The sequence below is a fragment of the Endozoicomonas sp. ISHI1 genome (genome assembly GCF_024606225.1).
In the GTDB taxonomy this organism is placed as follows: domain Bacteria; phylum Pseudomonadota; class Gammaproteobacteria; order Pseudomonadales; family Endozoicomonadaceae; genus Endozoicomonas_A.
In genome coordinates, this window is record NZ_JAGRPU010000014.1 from 1 (window position 1) to 14688 (window position 14688).

Sequence of the window (14688 nt, forward strand, 5' to 3'; positions counted from 1 at the left end):
TTAAATGTGTTGCTTGTGGTCATGCCGAAAATGCCGACATTAACGCTGCCAAGAATATCTTAGCGTCAGGACATGGCGTGTTAGCCTGTGGAGCGGGTTCGTTGGAACCTGTGACGAAGCAGGAACCGCTGCGAAATCGTGAGAAAGTAGCAGCCTGGGCTAGGCGCCCCCATGGGAATCCCCCACTGATTTCTTGAATCAGTGGGGGAGGATGTCAATAACCTGTAAATAAAACATGTTAACGCTATGCTCTAATGAAGCTTTCATGGTCGGGGGTTGTCGCAAAAGTTTGTGAAACAATCTCGTTAGGCTGGGGAGTACAGGTAATGCCTTACACTTTGCTATCTTTTATCTTCATATTATTTGCGTTGATGGTTGCCTGGTTCAATCGAAAGTGGGGAATCGTTTGCTTCAGCATTTCTCTTGTTCTGATTGCATTGGTTTTTATTCATCATATTTCTGAGCACTTGGAAATTTATCTTTAGAAGTTTGGCGGGTCTAATCATGAACTCATGCAGAGAGATCAATGATTTTGTGAAGTTTGCCAGTGTTTTTGAATTGATAGTCATCTGTCTTCTTCTGGTTGCTGCTTTCTGGTTTCAGTTTGTGATGGGCGAATTACCCTGTCCTCTCTGCATATTGCAGCGGCAGGGAATTTTAGTGATAGCCTCAGGGTTCCTGCTCAATATGAGGTACCACGTTCGACCCGGTCATTACAGTTTGTCGCTGCTAGCGGCTGTCTTGACTAGCTTTATTGCTCTGAGGCAAATTGCACTGCATGTGAACAATCCTCAAGGATATGGTTCGGCTTTGCTGGGACTGCATATGTATACTTGGTTGTATATTCTGTGCTCTGCTTTAATCGTATATATCGCACTGGTCATAGGTTATTCCAGACAGTTTGAATTGCACGCTTATGAGGACGAAGTCTCAGAAGCGAAAAACCCCGAAATCAGATGGTTTTCCCATTTTGCCTTTGCGCTTCTGGTGTTCCTGACTGTGGCTAATATCGTTTCAATTTTCTTTGAGTGCGGGCTTGAGCAGTGCCCGGACAATCCGGTGCGTTATATCCTCTGAGCTTTGGCCATGAGATGGAGTGCGATTGTCCTCGGGATAAACATCTGGGGTGACAAACACCCGGGTCGTGAATGACAGGTCACGATAGGGCGGGTTAGGGTAGATCAGCTCGACAAAGCTGGCTTTCCAACCTTTTTCGGGGGCTTTCAATGCGACATCTGCCCGACAGCTTTCACGACAACGGAATGTGAGTGTTTCAGATTTAAACTGGCTGACCTTTGGGTTGTCTGAAGTGGTTCGGAAATCTCTGGCTTCAGGATTTGTTGCAGTCCACAGTTTCATGGCTTTGGGAGGCATTGAGGCTTCGACTTTCAGGTTTAGTTTAGAGACATCCCAGCTGATCTTGGGCATGGGGCGATCTTTAATGATGGCTCCGTAAAAGGATTCGATGCTTTCACTCACCAGTGTTTGATCCATTCTGAGAATGTAATGCCTCAGGTCTGGAAGGAATCTCAGCCATTTTTCGCCTTTCAGGTCATCGAAGTAAAAGCGGCTGGAGTCGGGTAAGAAAAAATCATCGCCGGTGGCATTAATGATGTACTTCGGCATGGTTAGCAGAGGGAGGTAGGAATAGGGGTCGACCACCTCCATTAGCTGAGTCATAGGCTGGGTGCCGATTGTGTGCATCAGAGAGTAATAGTCTTTGACAGCCGGAGCCCAGCGTTGGTAACTATTGAAGTGGTGTCGCATACTCTCTTGCAGATTAAGAACATCGATGACCATGGGTATGATGGCTGACACTCTGTTATCCATTGCTGCGGTCAGCCAGACTGTCCAGCCTCGTTTTGATCCTCCGGCTAATACAAAATGCTCAATTTTAATGTGCTTCTCTTTCATCAGTGCCTGAATCGTATCCATGGCCCGAATGGAAGCCCTGACCATGGGTAATCGGAGTGGCCAGTTATAGTTTTTCCCCGGGTTATCAATGAACTTTTGCCAGCTATAGGCCATCAGGCCATCTTCCTTGAGCGGTTTGCCATCACCAAATCGCAAGAACTGGTTTGGAATGTCTTTCAGATCAACGACGATCGACCGGGTTCTGGCGGCTATATGAGAAAATTGCAGGGCATCAGTGCTCCTCTTGTTTCTATCGGGCTGATCTTCGGGCCAATGGATGATGCCGCCATTGATAAAGAGTAGAGCAGTGGTGGAGCTGACTTTTTCCGGTATATACACCTTGATCCGATGCTCCCAGACCGGATCAGAGACTTTATCCTGTTCTCCGATAGTCCAGCGCAGAGACTTCATACGGACAGGGTAGACTTTGACCTTCAGCTTCTTTCCATCCAGCTCGACGCGCTCTTCAGTCGCAGCTGCAGCACTCCATTGATAATTCTTATCTTCTTGTTTCAGGTAACAGGGCAGTACGTCACGAAAGTGTTTGCCAAGGTAAGAGGGGTTACAGTTGTCAGGAGAGACTTTCAGGTGATCTCTGGCATGAGCCTGATGCTTCAGAAGCATCAGGCATAAGCAGAACAATGCCAGTAAGCCAGCCTGAAAACTGGAGACGAATTCTTGTTCTTTTGCCATTTTGTTACTCTTTTTTTTGCAATTTCATGGCAGTTCACAGGGGTGTTAAATCAGGGCTTCCTGCTGCCAGCGTTAACATGAAGTCTTTCAGCTTTAATTCATGATCTCTCTGGAGTCTCGCCTTGGTATTACTGCCGACAAACTTATTGCAGGCTTCTGAATCAAGATTCAGGCAGGCCGAAACTCTTTTTTGATATCGAGTGTGGTCTTCAGCCTTTACCCAAAGGCTCTGACCGGGCAGAAAACTGTACTCCAGACTGTTGCGTGCGAACTCAATAATCTGATCAAAGGACAGGAGAGCGCCGTCGCTGGATTGATTAGGGCTGAAGCCATAGACGGCTTCTACAAACTGACTGGTCAAATCGACTTTTAGAATCCCCGGATCGTCAGTAGCCAGCGCCACTGCAACATTGCTATTGACATAAACAGGAAAGGGGTGTCCGCTGTTGGGCCCGATATCATTCAATCGCTGGTCGCTGGTGAAAGGAATTTCAACAGCAATGTCATTATCCAGCATGGTTTTGAGCAGCTCAGCACTGCAGTTGACGTATTCTTCATTGCCGGAGCTGGACTGCTTCAGGCAGTCCTGTGCCATTAGGCTGATCCCGTGGCCTATGCGTTTGGGCTGAACGATATTAATAGCGTCTGCCAAGGTGGTTCGGTAGTAAAAATCTTCGACTGTGGCTTTGACCAGTTCTCCTGCATGCAGGCTAATATGCTCTTTCACCAGAGGGTATTTTTTGTGGTTTTTAAGAAAACTCAGCATTTTCATATGGCTGAGGTAATCGTTCAGTGCCGTATCATTATTTTCAGCGCCGTCTATGTTGATGCCCAGCACTTGAGGATCGCTGCCAGAGAGACTCAATTGAGCCAGTTCAAAGGCAAAGATCATCTGGGCGTAAACCCGGGGCAGGGGATCGGTCCGGTGAATTTCGTGTAGAAACCGAACGGTGACAGAACAGGCAGGTTGAGAGGGGCTATGAGAGCAGTTCAAGTGGTCGTCAGAATCTTTCAAGGCATCGGCTACCTCTTTGGCAGCTGCCTTTAACTGGGTTTGAAAATCGGGCTGGGCACTCAGTCTGGTACGAAAGTCTTCCAGACTTTTGGAACTGTCCGGGTCCGGTGCGGGCAGGTTGGTGATGAGGGAAAACAACTTGTCAGGCCCGTTCGCTTCATTCCAGTAGATAGTTGATTCAATGTAAGAAAGTCCATCAACAGCGGCCTTTTTACGTATAAGTGAAATGAAACGGGCATCTATTCCATCGAATAAGGCTTTCACGATAGCAAAGTAGTCGAAGAAATGCTTGTCACGGATCTCAAGCGTATCGTTGCTGTCGGCAAGCGTTAGCTGCCTGATCAGAGCTGCACGGTTTTCTTCATTACTGACGTATGCGCTCACGGACTGTGCACAGCAATCACACGGGGCCATGTGATGGTCCTTATAAATGCAAAACTTTCGTTCTATCGCGATATCAATGATTTCTTCGGGCTCGATGGCCCCCATCAGGTGATGATGGAGATCGCCGCCTTTGGGCAGTCGATTCATAAACGCCTGAAGTTCCGGACGGTTGTTACGAATACTCTCCATGAAATCACTGGTTCGCTTATGGCCCTTGGTAAACCCGGAAATCTCATACTCAGAGGATGAAAAACTGGTGTTGGCAGTTAAGAGCATCATCACCAGAGCAAATCGAAGAAGAATATCTGAAGTCATAATTGATCAATAGTCACTGTTGAGGATTACAGTATAGATATATTTTAAGTGCTCATTTCTGATTCGGGTGAGGTCTGCTTGTAGCTGTGTGCATCCTTTCCTGATTAGCCACCATGAAGCAGAAAAAAGAGTTACTATAGCCACGCAAGTTATCTTCCAAGGTTTCGCTTATGACATTAAAAGCCCCTGCTATACTCCTGCTGGTTCTGTTACTGGGTGGTTGCTCCACGCTGGGCTGGAAAGCGGGGCATATGGCCAAAATTAAGTTTGATCTCAATGAACTCAACAAGGAGGGTCTGCGAGGCTCAGGTGATAACTTGACAGCGGTGTCTTATGAATTCTGTATTCCGGACAAGATTGAGTACGTTGATCAGGTCATGGCGATTGATCCAACGCTGGTTGTTTACCGGGCGTCGCCGGGAAAAATACAGTGCCGATCAGCAGAGTATCTGGCAGTTGGTGACACCCATCAGCTGGATTTTTATGAAGTTCTGAGAAAACTGGCAGAGCTGGATTATGTAAAGATTATTCAGGAAGCGACGTTTGAGTAAGTGTAAAGGGCCCAATTTGGCTGGTCAGCTGGCAACAGAAGAAGAAAATCTTCTGGTCAGAAACCCGTTATTGCGAATCTTCTATCAGGGATTGGCATTGCTTTGCATTGTTCTCGGCATCATTGGTGCCGTGCTGCCCCTCATGCCAACGACCGTGTTTCTGTTGCTGGCAGTGTGGCTCAGCGTTCGGTCTTCACCCAAATTGAATCGGTGGTTGCTGGAGCATCCAAGGTTTGGTCCGGCCCTGAAAGAGTACCTGCATGACAGGGCGCTCTCACCCAAAATAGGGTGTCGGGCTCTGGCGCTCCTGTGGCTGGGCATAGGGATTTCAGTCTGGCTGGTTCCTCAGGTTTTTCTGAAAGTGTTGTTGGGGCTGATTGCTCTGGCGGTGAGCATTTATCTTTGGATACTGATGCGCAGATATCAACAACAGTGAGTCAATGTAACAATGACCTTCAAAAACATGCCACGGCCAAGGAGGGTGTCGCAAAAGTGCTGCGCTTCGCTGATACCGCGTTAAAAAGTGGCTCAAAATGCTCATTTACTCGCTGTAAACTGCGCTTTTTCGCCACTTTTTGCCTTGTCACAGCTTTGCTCGCTACTTTAGCGACACCCTCTAAGAAGAGGGGAACAGGTCGTTCTGGTAGCCAGTTCCTGATCAGGGCTCTGACTATAGTAAAGGGAAGTAATAAGTCAGGGCATTATCATGGAGTTGAGAAAATGGGTACTTGGCGCCGCTATTTTGCTGATTCCGATTGCAGGATACGCAAAGCCAATTTACAAGTGTCAGGTTAATGGCGATGTGGTCTTTACAGAAGAGAAGTGTGACAGCAATGCCAAACCAATTGAGCTCAAGGGGTTGGCGGCACCGCTTGAGCCATTTGATATCGATAAGTTGCGGGGGATGGACGAAAAGTTACGCGTCCAGATGATCGAAGATCGCATTGCTCTGAGGCAGAAGCGGATTCGGACCTATCGTAATCGTATGCAGAGCGAGCTGAAAAAACTTCAGGGAAAAATCAATAAAAAGACCCTGGAGAACAAGAGCCTGCCCCGCAACAGTGTTCAGGAAAAAGAGCTCAATACTCAACTGAAGTCTATTGCAGACAATGTTGAGCTGGATACCAGGGGAACCCTGTCTGATCAGATGAATGCGGTTGTAGTCCGTTATAAAACCCTGATTGAAGCGGAACAATTTCAAATTGAACTGTTGTTGCAGGAGCTCAGGGTTAACCAGATGATGCATCAGAACACCTCCCGGAATCCCTGAAATTTCTTGTAAATTCACTTGCAAGCTCTGGGTACCGGGTTCACTATTCACTCCGATGAAAATCGTCAAAAATGTGCTTGATGCCGGTACTCTTTTAGGGGAATGTCCCCGCTGGCATGAGCCCACGTCTACCCTCTACTGGGTTGATATCACCGGAAAGTCTCTCAACAGCTGGCAACCAGAATCCGGCGCCCGGCAGTCGTTGAGTCTGCCTGAAGAAATAGGCTGTTTTGTGTTCAGGGCGTCTCATGGGCTGGTAGCGGCCTTGCGTTCCGGCTTTGTATTTCTGGATTCCATTGAGTCGGGTCGAATAACTCCTATTTGTGACCCGGAGTCTGATAAACCTCACAATCGCTTGAATGATGGTCGTTGCGATGCTTTGGGGAGGTTCTGGGTGGGATCTGTTTATCCACCGAAAGACAAGTCGGATGCCTGGATCTACATGCTGAATAATCAGCTGGATTGCCAAAGAAAGGCAGGGCCATTTTTAACCAGTAACGGCATCGCTTTCAGTCCGGATAATCGAACGATCTACTATGCGGATTCACCTGAGCAGATTATTTACGCCTGCGACTTTGATCTTGAAAGAGCTGAGTTGAGCAATCGCAGGGTGTTTCATCGATTCCCCGCTGGAAAGGGACGTCCGGATGGTTGTGCTGTCGATGAAGAAGGTTGTTACTGGACAGCACTCTTCGCTGGCGGAGCAGTTGTCAGATTATCGCCCGGCGGGGTCCTTTTGGAGACCATAAGCTTACCCGTTAAATATCCAACCATGGTCGCTTTTGGTGGTGATGATTATTCAACATTGTACATCACCAGTTGCCGTCAGGCCTGTTCTGATGAGGAGCTGGAGTTGTATCCTGAGTCGGGCTCCATTTTTGCTATAGAGATTGAAATCAGTGGCCTGAAAGAAAATCGATTTGCTCTTTAACCAATACAGTTGTTTAAGTGTTTTTCCTTTCTGATAACCGCTGTTTTCGTGCCTGTTCATGTCCTATCGAATCAGTATTTCCCATAACCCATTCGTGTTTTTGTCTGTGAGGGTTTGTTTCTGATTGATCTATGTCAATTTTAATCCACATTCGAATCGTTATAGTGGCGGCGAGAAAAACGTTTGCGCAAACGTTTTTCTGCATCCTGATCATCGGCAAGCAATATATATCCGATAGCCATGAGCTTTCTGCGAAGAAAAGCTCGCTAATGCAACGAACGGTGGCCACCATGAAAAAGACCAGACTTCTCAATTCACAGCTCTCCGGAGCCATTGCCAGTCTGGGCCATGGGCAAGGGTTGACTGTCTGCGATTGCGGTCTGCCCATTGGTGACAGTGTTGAGCGAATTGATCTGGCTTTGACCCATGGTGTTCCGGGTTTTCTGGATACTCTGGATGTAGTTTTTTCTGAAACTGTCGTAGAAGAAATCATCATTGCCAAAGAGTTTGCCCAGGTCAGTCCGGAGTTGTATCAACAATTCGCTGAGCGTATTCGACGGTTGGGAGAAGAACAGGGGGCTCCTGTGAAAGTTGTTCAGGCGACTCATGAGTCCTTCAAGGCCCAGTCCGACCTCAGTAAGGCAGTGGTTCGTACCGGGGAATGCACACCCTATGCCAATGTTATTCTGAAATCTGGCGTTGCTTTTTAAAACAGCCTTGAGCTGATTAACAGCCTTGAGCCGATTAAGAGCATGAACATGAAATGCCGTCGCTTTCATACCTCTGAAAATGGCATTGTCGTTGTGAGCAGTCTTTAGGAGGATGTGGTGAGTACCCAGTCAAAATCTGAACCTGTTTTCCAGATGAAAGATGTCATCAAGATATTTCCCGGTGTTCGGGCTCTGGATGGCGCCTGCTTAAATATTTATCCTGGCCGGGTAATGGCACTCTTGGGAGAAAACGGTGCCGGCAAGTCAACTCTCATGAAAGTCATGACGGGTATCCACAGGTGTGATGAAGGCCAGCTGAAGTACCACGGTGATGACGTGGTTTTCAGGAGTTCCAGAGATTCCCGGGAGCGCGGTGTCAGCATTATCCATCAGGAGCTGAACCTGATTCCTGAATTGTCTATTGCCGAGAATATTTTTCTGAGTCGTGAACCTATGGGGCGATTCGGCAGAATTGACTGGAAAACCATGCGTGAGGAAGCGCAGAAACTGCTCGATCTGCTGGATGTGCCGTTTGATCCCTCAACACCAGTGGGCAAGCTGAGTATTGGTGTTCAGCAGATGGTAGAAATTGCCAAGGCGCTGTCGTTTTCATCGCAGGTGATTGTAATGGACGAGCCGACAGATGCTCTAACCGATAAAGAGACTGAAAGTCTGTTCAAAGTGATTCGCCAGCTGCGCAGTGAAGGTAAGGGCATCGTTTATATCTCCCACCGTCTGCAGGAAATTTTCCAGATCTGTGATGACGCTACCGTCATGAGGGATGGTCGTTTTATTGCTGAAACGCCGGTATATCAGCTGACTGAGGACGACATCATCGAACAGATGGTAGGTCGCTCCCTTGAAGAACAGTATCCCCGCATTGAAGTAGAAACCGGTGCCCTGGCGCTGGAGGTGAAAAATCTTTCTGCCCCGGGTGTTAAAGGTATCAGTTTCCAGCTGAAAGAAGGTGAGATCCTTGGAATCTCAGGCCTGATGGGCGCAGGACGAACTGAACTGATGAAAGCTCTTTACGGTGCGAATGCCGCCCAGTCTGGCGAAATCCGGGTAGCGGGTGAAGCAAAGCAAATTAAAACGCCGGCTGAAGCTTTGCAGTCAGGGATTGTCTATATCTCTGAAGACCGTAAAGGGGATGGTCTGGTGCTGGAGCTTTCGGTGTCTGAAAACATGAGTCTCTGCAGCCTGAAACGATTCCAGAGTGCTATCGGGAAGATTAATCGCAGCCGCGAGATGGACTCGGTTCAACACTTCATTAAAGCCTTCAATATCAAAACCCCTTCGGCTAAACAGCTGATCAAGAATCTCAGCGGTGGTAACCAGCAAAAAGTGGCCATCGCTAAGGGTTTGATGATCAATCCAAGAGTGCTGATCCTGGACGAGCCTACCCGTGGCGTTGATGTTGGTGCCAAGAAAGAAATCTACCAGTTAATCAACGAATTCAAGAATAAGGGCATGAGTATTTTGCTGGTGTCGTCTGACATGCCGGAGGTTCTTGGCATGAGTGACCGGGTTCTGGTGATGCATGAAGGAAAAATTACCGGTGAATTTGATCGTCAGGAAGCCACCCAGGAAAAATTGATGCGTTGTGCCGTTGGTAAGGCAGCGTAAGAGGAAATATTATGACTGAAAAAACCTTACGGTCAGGTGCACTCAGCCCTGGGCTTACAGGCAGCCCTGAGCATGTAAAGAGCAGCGTTAGTAAGTTCCGCATCAATAAAGATTTTCTGTTCGAGTACAAATCTGTTATTGCCCTACTGATCTTCATGGTGGCGGTCTCCATGATCAGTGACAGCTTTTTCAGCACTAACAATATGCTGAATATCCTGCGACAGACTTCTATTAACGCCATCATTGCGGTGGGTATGACCTTCGTCATCCTGACCAGTGGTATCGACCTGGCCGTTGGCTCCATTCTGGCACTGAGTGGTGCTCTGGCGGCAACCCTGATTGGCATGGACTTCAACATTATGCTGGTGGTGACCCTGACTCTCGCAGCTGGTGCTGCCATGGGAGCCATGAGTGGTTTGATAATTGCCAAGGGAAGGGTTCAGGCGTTTATAGCAACACTGGCGACAATGACTCTGCTCCGTGGTGCCACAATGGTATTCACCGACGGTCGTCCCATCTCTGCCAGCAGCGGTGCTGCTTCTGATGCGTTCTCATTTATCGGCAGTGGCTACTTGTTTGCTATTCCTTTCCCGATTTACCTGATGGCATTCACCTTTTTAGCAGCATGGTTCGTGTTAAATCACACACGACTGGGTCGTTACGTCTATGCTCTGGGTGGTAACGAAGCTGCTACTCGTCTGTCCGGTATCAACGTCGATCGTATCAAACTGGCTGTTTACTCCATTTCTGGCGGTCTCTCCGCCCTGGCAGGATTGATTGTCACCAGTCGTCTGGCTTCGGCTCAGCCTACAGCGGGTAATAGTTACGAGCTGGATGCAATTGCTGCGGTAGTGCTGGGTGGAACCAGCCTGACAGGTGGTAAGGGACGGATCACCGGTACTCTGGTTGGTGTGCTGATCATCGGTATCCTGAACAACGCCCTGAACCTGCTCAATGTTTCTTCCTACTACCAGTTGATTGCCAAGGCTCTCGTTATCCTTCTGGCTGTCCTGGTAGACACTCGTTCCTCCAGACAGTCTTAAGAACAACGCTACTTTCCGTCGTGGAAGTGGCCGTCTGCCAATATAAGGCCGGAATAAACCGGCCAAACAATCGACCACGAGGTTGTTCTCCATGATTTTCTCCATGAAAAAAACATTAGCCATTGCCCTGGCTGCAGGTCTGGCTCTGACAGGTTGCAGCAAGCCTGAAGAAGGCACTACGGGTACTGAATCCTCTGACGCTTCCGGTCAGAAATCGATGGCGCTGGTGGTGTCTACCCTGAACAACCCTTTCTTTGTCACCCTGAAAGAAGGGGTTGAGAAAAAAGCTCAGGAGCTGGGCTATGACTTGGTGATTCTGGATTCCCAGAATGATTCTGCAAAGGAAATGACCAATACTGAAGATCTGACGGTGCGTGGTGTTGATGCCATCCTTCTGAACCCTACTGATTCAGACGCTGCAGCTAACTCTGTGCGTGCTGCCAACCGTGCTGAAATTCCGGTAGTTACTCTCGATCGTGGGGCTAATGGCGGCAATGTGGTGTCTCATGTGGCTTCCGACAACATTGCCGGTGGTGAGATGGCCGGTGAATTTATTGCCAGTAAGCTAGGCGGAGAGGGTCAGGTGATTCAGCTGGAAGGTGTACCGGGCACGTCCGCTGCTCGTGAGCGTGGTGAAGGTTTCATGAAAGCCATCAAGGGCACTAACCTGGAGCTGGTGGCCAGTCAGCCAGCCAACTTCGACCGTACCAAAGCTCTGAACGTTACCGAAAACCTGCTACAGGCTCATCCGGATGTTAAAGCCATTTTTGCCCAGAACGATGAAATGGCATTGGGTGCCCTGAAGGCCGTACAAGCTGCGAAAAAAGACGTCATCGTCGTAGGTTTTGATGGTACGGATGAAGGGATCCAGTCTGTTCAGGACGGTGGTCTGGCTACCACTATTGCCCAGCAGGCATCCATGATTGGTGAAATGGGTGTGGAAACTGCGGATAAAGCTATCAAGGGCGAAGAGGTGGCAGTCTATACACCGGTTGAGCTGAAACTGATTACTAAGCAGCCCTGAGCCGATAATGAGTATGACCAGACCTTTGGACTGATCATAGAAGCGAAGATAGAGATAGATTCATGACCAAACAGATTCTTGTTCTTGGCAGTGTGAATGCAGACCATGTACTGAAAGTAGAGTCTTTTCCCCGTCCCGGTGAAACTGTCACTGGCAGTCGCTACGATGTTATTCCCGGTGGTAAAGGTGCCAATCAGGCAGTAGCGAGTGCCAGACTGGGCGGCAACACCCGCTTTCTTGCCTGTGTAGGACAAGATGCTTTTGGTCATGAAATTGTCGACAAGTTCGCAGAAGATGGTATTGATACTTCCCTGATTGAACAGGTGGAAGGCTTAAATACCGGTGTCGCCTTGATTTTTGTCGATGGGCGTGCAGAAAATTGCATTGGTATTGCTGCTGAAGCTAATGCAGCATTAACCCCTGAGCGGGTTCTGGATAAGAAAGCCGGGATTGCCGGTGCTGACTACCTGCTCATGCAGTTGGAAACCCCGCAAGCTTCTATTCTCGAGGCTGCAAAAGTGGCGCGCAGCAACGGTGTTACTGTTGTTATCAACCCGGCACCCGCACGTCCATTGTCTGATGAACTGTTGGCCAACGTTGATACAATCACGCCCAATCAGACAGAAGCAGAACTGCTGACAGGTGTCGCTGTCAATGATCCGGAAAGTGCCTGTCAGGCTGCCTCAGTGCTCCATGACAAGGGAATTTCAACGGTTGTTATCACTATGGGAAGAATGGGTGCGCTGATTTCTGATCAGACGGGTGCCCGAATGGTTCCCGGTTTTGAAGTATCAGCAACCGACACCACCGCTGCAGGCGATACGTTTAATGGTGCACTGCTAGTGAAGCTGGCTGAAGGATTGGATATAGACAGTGCTGCACTTTTTGCCAACGCCGCAGCAGGCATTTCTGTGACTCGCAGTGGTGCGCAGACATCTATCCCGGGAAGGGATGAAGTAGAACAACTTCTGGCAGAACGCATTGCGCATTGCTCAGAAGTACAACAGATTGTGGCAGAACGGTAAGAGAACGGCGCTATGGCAACGATCAAGGATGTTGCAAAGCAGGCAGGAGTTTCCATCTCAACGGTCTCTCATGTTCTGAACGGTACCCGGTTTGTCAGTGAAGATAAGGCATTCCGGGTCAGAAAGGCGGTTATAGCATTGAACTATAAGCCCAGTGCTGTTGCCCGCAGTTTAAAAACGAATAAAACCTACACCATCGGTATGCTCACGGGATCCAATGCCAACCCGTTTTTTGCCGAAGTGATTCATGGTGTTGAAGCCACCTGTTATGAGCGGGGCTATCATCTGGTTCTGTGTAACTCCGACGACAATCTGGATAAACAGGCATCTTATTTGCGGACTCTGGAAGAAAAGCGCATTGATGGCCTGCTGGTGATGTCCGCTCACAGTGCCCCGGGTTTTTTTGAAATGCTGAGTGAGCGTTGCCAATGGCCTCTGCTTATCCTGGACTCTCCGGCTCCGGGTCTGGAAGCCGATGTCATTATGGAAGATCCGGAGCAGGGCGGTTACGAAGCAACCCGTCACCTTCTGGAAAAAGGGCATCGCTCTATTGCCTGTATTAGTGGTCCGACAAAGTTATCGCCGAGTTCACAGCGACTGGCAGGTTATCATAGGGCGTTGGAAGAGTTTGGGATACCGGCCGGGAGTGGCTGGGTTGTTGAAGGGCGTTTGACAGCAGAGAGTGGTTTTTTGGCAGCCAATCGTCTGCTGGATGACCTGGATGCTGGCCAGCAGCCACCATCGGCCCTGTTTGTCGGCAATGATCTGATGGCCATGGGGGTAATATGTGCACTTCAGACCCGGGGTTACAGGATTCCGGATGATATATCCGTGATAGGGTATGATGATATTGAACTTGCGTCGTATACATCGCCGCCATTGACCACGATTCATCAGCCTAAGGCTGAGCTGGGCAGGCTGGCTGCGGATACACTGATTGCACGTATAGAAAACCCGGGTCAAAAGCCTGAGGTAAAAACGCTGCGTTCAACATTGGTTGAACGTCAGTCTGTTAAATCAACGCTGTAAATCCGGACTATAAGTTTTTTCATTCAGACAGTCATGAATACAGATACAATCCTGAGTAGTTCCTGATGAATAGTTCCTGACTATTGTAAGAAAAATGATTGCCAGAATAAAAAGTGAGGATCGAGAGGCCAATGAATCAGTTAGAGCAACTCAAGGGTATGACAAAAGTAGTGGCAGACACCGGCGATATCGAAGCCATTCGTCGATACCGGCCCGTGGATGCTACGACTAATCCATCCCTTATTCTGAAAGCGGCAGAGCTGCCTGCCTATGAGCCACTTTTTAACCATGCCCTGGAGCACGGCAGATCCAAATCTGATGATAAAATGGCACAAGTCAGGCATGCCTGTGATTGGTTGGCCGTAGCGATTGGTAAGGAAGTCCAGCAGGTCGTACCGGGTGTTGTCTCAACAGAAGTCGATGCTCGTTTATCCTTTGATAAAGATGCGACCATTGCCAAAGCTCTTGAGCTGGTTGCCTTATACCGTGAGCAAGGCGCTGACCCTGAGCGTCTGCTGATCAAGATCGCCTCTACCTGGGAAGGTATTGAAGCTGCAAAGGTACTTGAACAGGAAGGCATCCGTTGCAATCTGACTCTGCTGTTCAGCTTTGCCCAGGCACAGGCCAGTGCTGAGGCCGGTGTATTCCTGATTTCTCCATTCGTTGGCCGTATTCTCGACTGGCACAAAAAAACAGAAGGTCGTGACTTTAAAGCGGCTGAAGATCCGGGTGTTGTTTCTGTGACCCGCATATACAACTACTACAAGCAGCATGGCTATAACACGGTGGTCATGGGTGCCAGCTTCCGTAACACGGGTGAGATTATTGAACTGGCGGGTTGTGATTGTCTGACTATTGGCCCGGGCCTGCTGGATGAGCTGGAGAAAACAGAAGTGACTGTTGTTCAGAAACTGTCTCCGGAGAACGCAACCTCCAGTCATAAAAAAGTGATACTGAACGAACAGGCGTTCCGCTGGGCTATGAACGAGGATGCTATGGCCACGGAAAAACTGGCCGAGGGTATTCGTAACTTTGCCAGGGATCAGGTGAAGTTGGAGCGACTGGTTGAATCCAGGCTGTAATGCTTTCAGAAAAAAACGACATCAGACCTTAAGCAGATATCGAAATACTCGGTATCTGGTTCAGGCTTTCCGGAGT

At 48.8% G+C, this 14688-nt stretch carries 15 protein-coding genes; 13 read left to right on the plus strand and 2 right to left on the minus strand.

The genetic code is table 11. The annotated features are described in order from the left end of the window. Positions 1–326 precede the first annotated feature (326 nt). A complete protein-coding gene (locus tag KBW69_RS23770) occupies positions 327–485 on the plus strand; it encodes a DUF5993 family protein (RefSeq protein ID WP_368736464.1) in 159 nt (52 codons plus the stop codon). Positions 486–534: 49 nt separating this feature from the next. Further along, entirely contained in the window at positions 535–1077 is a 543-nt protein-coding gene (locus KBW69_RS10360; RefSeq protein WP_257255378.1) for a disulfide bond formation protein B, read from the plus strand. Here KBW69_RS10360 and KBW69_RS10365 read toward each other — a convergent pair. Both KBW69_RS10365 and KBW69_RS10370 read right to left on the minus strand, forming a co-directional pair. Then, positions 1015–2607 (minus strand): PhoPQ-activated pathogenicity-related family protein, encoded by a 1593-nt coding sequence (locus tag KBW69_RS10365; RefSeq protein WP_257255379.1) that lies wholly within the window; start codon positions 2605–2607, stop codon positions 1015–1017. The genes KBW69_RS10360 and KBW69_RS10365 overlap by 63 nt on opposite strands. A 34-nt stretch (positions 2608–2641) precedes the next feature. After that, on the minus strand, positions 2642–4321 hold the full coding sequence (locus tag KBW69_RS10370; RefSeq protein WP_257255380.1) for a hypothetical protein: 1680 nt from the start codon (positions 4319–4321) through the stop codon (positions 2642–2644). Between the two features lie 170 nt (positions 4322–4491). Here KBW69_RS10370 and KBW69_RS10375 point away from each other — a divergent pair, with 170 nt between their 5' ends. The 11 genes from KBW69_RS10375 to tal all read left to right on the plus strand — a co-directional run bounded on the left by KBW69_RS10375 (position 4492) and on the right by tal (position 14612). Further along, on the plus strand, positions 4492–4872 hold the full coding sequence (locus tag KBW69_RS10375) for a hypothetical protein (protein WP_257275586.1): 381 nt from the start codon (positions 4492–4494) through the stop codon (positions 4870–4872). Positions 4873–4888: 16 nt separating this feature from the next. Continuing rightward, positions 4889–5308: a YbaN family protein gene (locus tag KBW69_RS10380; RefSeq protein ID WP_257280837.1), complete on the plus strand. Its 420-nt coding sequence runs from the start codon at positions 4889–4891 to the stop codon at positions 5306–5308. 270 nt (positions 5309–5578) lie between these two features. Next, a complete protein-coding gene (locus tag KBW69_RS10385; RefSeq protein ID WP_257255572.1) occupies positions 5579–6142 on the plus strand; it encodes a hypothetical protein in 564 nt (187 codons plus the stop codon). 55 nt (positions 6143–6197) lie between these two features. Next, a complete protein-coding gene (locus KBW69_RS10390) occupies positions 6198–7073 on the plus strand; it encodes an SMP-30/gluconolactonase/LRE family protein (RefSeq protein ID WP_257280838.1) in 876 nt (291 codons plus the stop codon). Between the two features lie 269 nt (positions 7074–7342). Continuing rightward, positions 7343–7783 carry a D-ribose pyranase gene (gene rbsD / locus KBW69_RS10395; RefSeq protein ID WP_257280839.1) on the plus strand — a complete coding sequence of 147 codons (441 nt, stop codon included), beginning with the start codon at positions 7343–7345 and terminating at the stop codon, positions 7781–7783. Between the two features lie 117 nt (positions 7784–7900). Continuing rightward, positions 7901–9409, plus strand: a complete 1509-nt coding sequence (gene rbsA, locus KBW69_RS10400; RefSeq protein ID WP_257255644.1) for a ribose ABC transporter ATP-binding protein RbsA — start codon at positions 7901–7903, stop codon at positions 9407–9409. Positions 9410–9420: 11 nt separating this feature from the next. Next, complete coding sequence (gene rbsC, locus KBW69_RS10405; protein ID WP_257280840.1) at positions 9421–10452, plus strand: ribose ABC transporter permease; 1032 nt, start codon at positions 9421–9423, stop codon at positions 10450–10452. A gap of 91 nt (positions 10453–10543) precedes the next feature. Then, positions 10544–11476, plus strand: coding sequence for a ribose ABC transporter substrate-binding protein RbsB (rbsB, locus tag KBW69_RS10410; protein WP_257280841.1), 933 nt, complete (start codon positions 10544–10546; stop codon positions 11474–11476). Positions 11477–11538: 62 nt separating this feature from the next. Then, a complete protein-coding gene (gene rbsK / locus KBW69_RS10415) occupies positions 11539–12501 on the plus strand; it encodes a ribokinase (protein WP_257255564.1) in 963 nt (320 codons plus the stop codon). 12 nt (positions 12502–12513) lie between these two features. Beyond that, entirely contained in the window at positions 12514–13530 is a 1017-nt protein-coding gene (locus KBW69_RS10420; RefSeq protein ID WP_257255563.1) for a LacI family DNA-binding transcriptional regulator, read from the plus strand. Between the two features lie 131 nt (positions 13531–13661). Next, a complete protein-coding gene (gene tal, locus KBW69_RS10425) occupies positions 13662–14612 on the plus strand; it encodes a transaldolase (RefSeq protein ID WP_257255562.1) in 951 nt (316 codons plus the stop codon). Positions 14613–14688 lie beyond the last annotated feature (76 nt).

Coding starts and splice junctions, on each gene's coding strand:
- KBW69_RS23770 (WP_368736464.1), top strand. CDS start 327: ATGCCTTACACTTTGCTATCTTTTATCTTCATATTATTTGCGTTGATG.
- KBW69_RS10365 (WP_257255379.1), bottom strand. CDS start 2,607: ATGGCAAAAGAACAAGAATTCGTCTCCAGTTTTCAGGCTGGCTTACTG.
- KBW69_RS10370 (WP_257255380.1), bottom strand. CDS start 4,321: ATGACTTCAGATATTCTTCTTCGATTTGCTCTGGTGATGATGCTCTTA.
- KBW69_RS10375 (WP_257275586.1), top strand. CDS start 4,492: ATGACATTAAAAGCCCCTGCTATACTCCTGCTGGTTCTGTTACTGGGT.
- KBW69_RS10385 (WP_257255572.1), top strand. CDS start 5,579: ATGGAGTTGAGAAAATGGGTACTTGGCGCCGCTATTTTGCTGATTCCG.
- KBW69_RS10390 (WP_257280838.1), top strand. CDS start 6,198: ATGAAAATCGTCAAAAATGTGCTTGATGCCGGTACTCTTTTAGGGGAA.
- rbsD (WP_257280839.1), top strand. CDS start 7,343: ATGCAACGAACGGTGGCCACCATGAAAAAGACCAGACTTCTCAATTCA.
- rbsC (WP_257280840.1), top strand. CDS start 9,421: ATGACTGAAAAAACCTTACGGTCAGGTGCACTCAGCCCTGGGCTTACA.
- rbsB (WP_257280841.1), top strand. CDS start 10,544: ATGATTTTCTCCATGAAAAAAACATTAGCCATTGCCCTGGCTGCAGGT.
- rbsK (WP_257255564.1), top strand. CDS start 11,539: ATGACCAAACAGATTCTTGTTCTTGGCAGTGTGAATGCAGACCATGTA.
- KBW69_RS10420 (WP_257255563.1), top strand. CDS start 12,514: ATGGCAACGATCAAGGATGTTGCAAAGCAGGCAGGAGTTTCCATCTCA.
- tal (WP_257255562.1), top strand. CDS start 13,662: ATGAATCAGTTAGAGCAACTCAAGGGTATGACAAAAGTAGTGGCAGAC.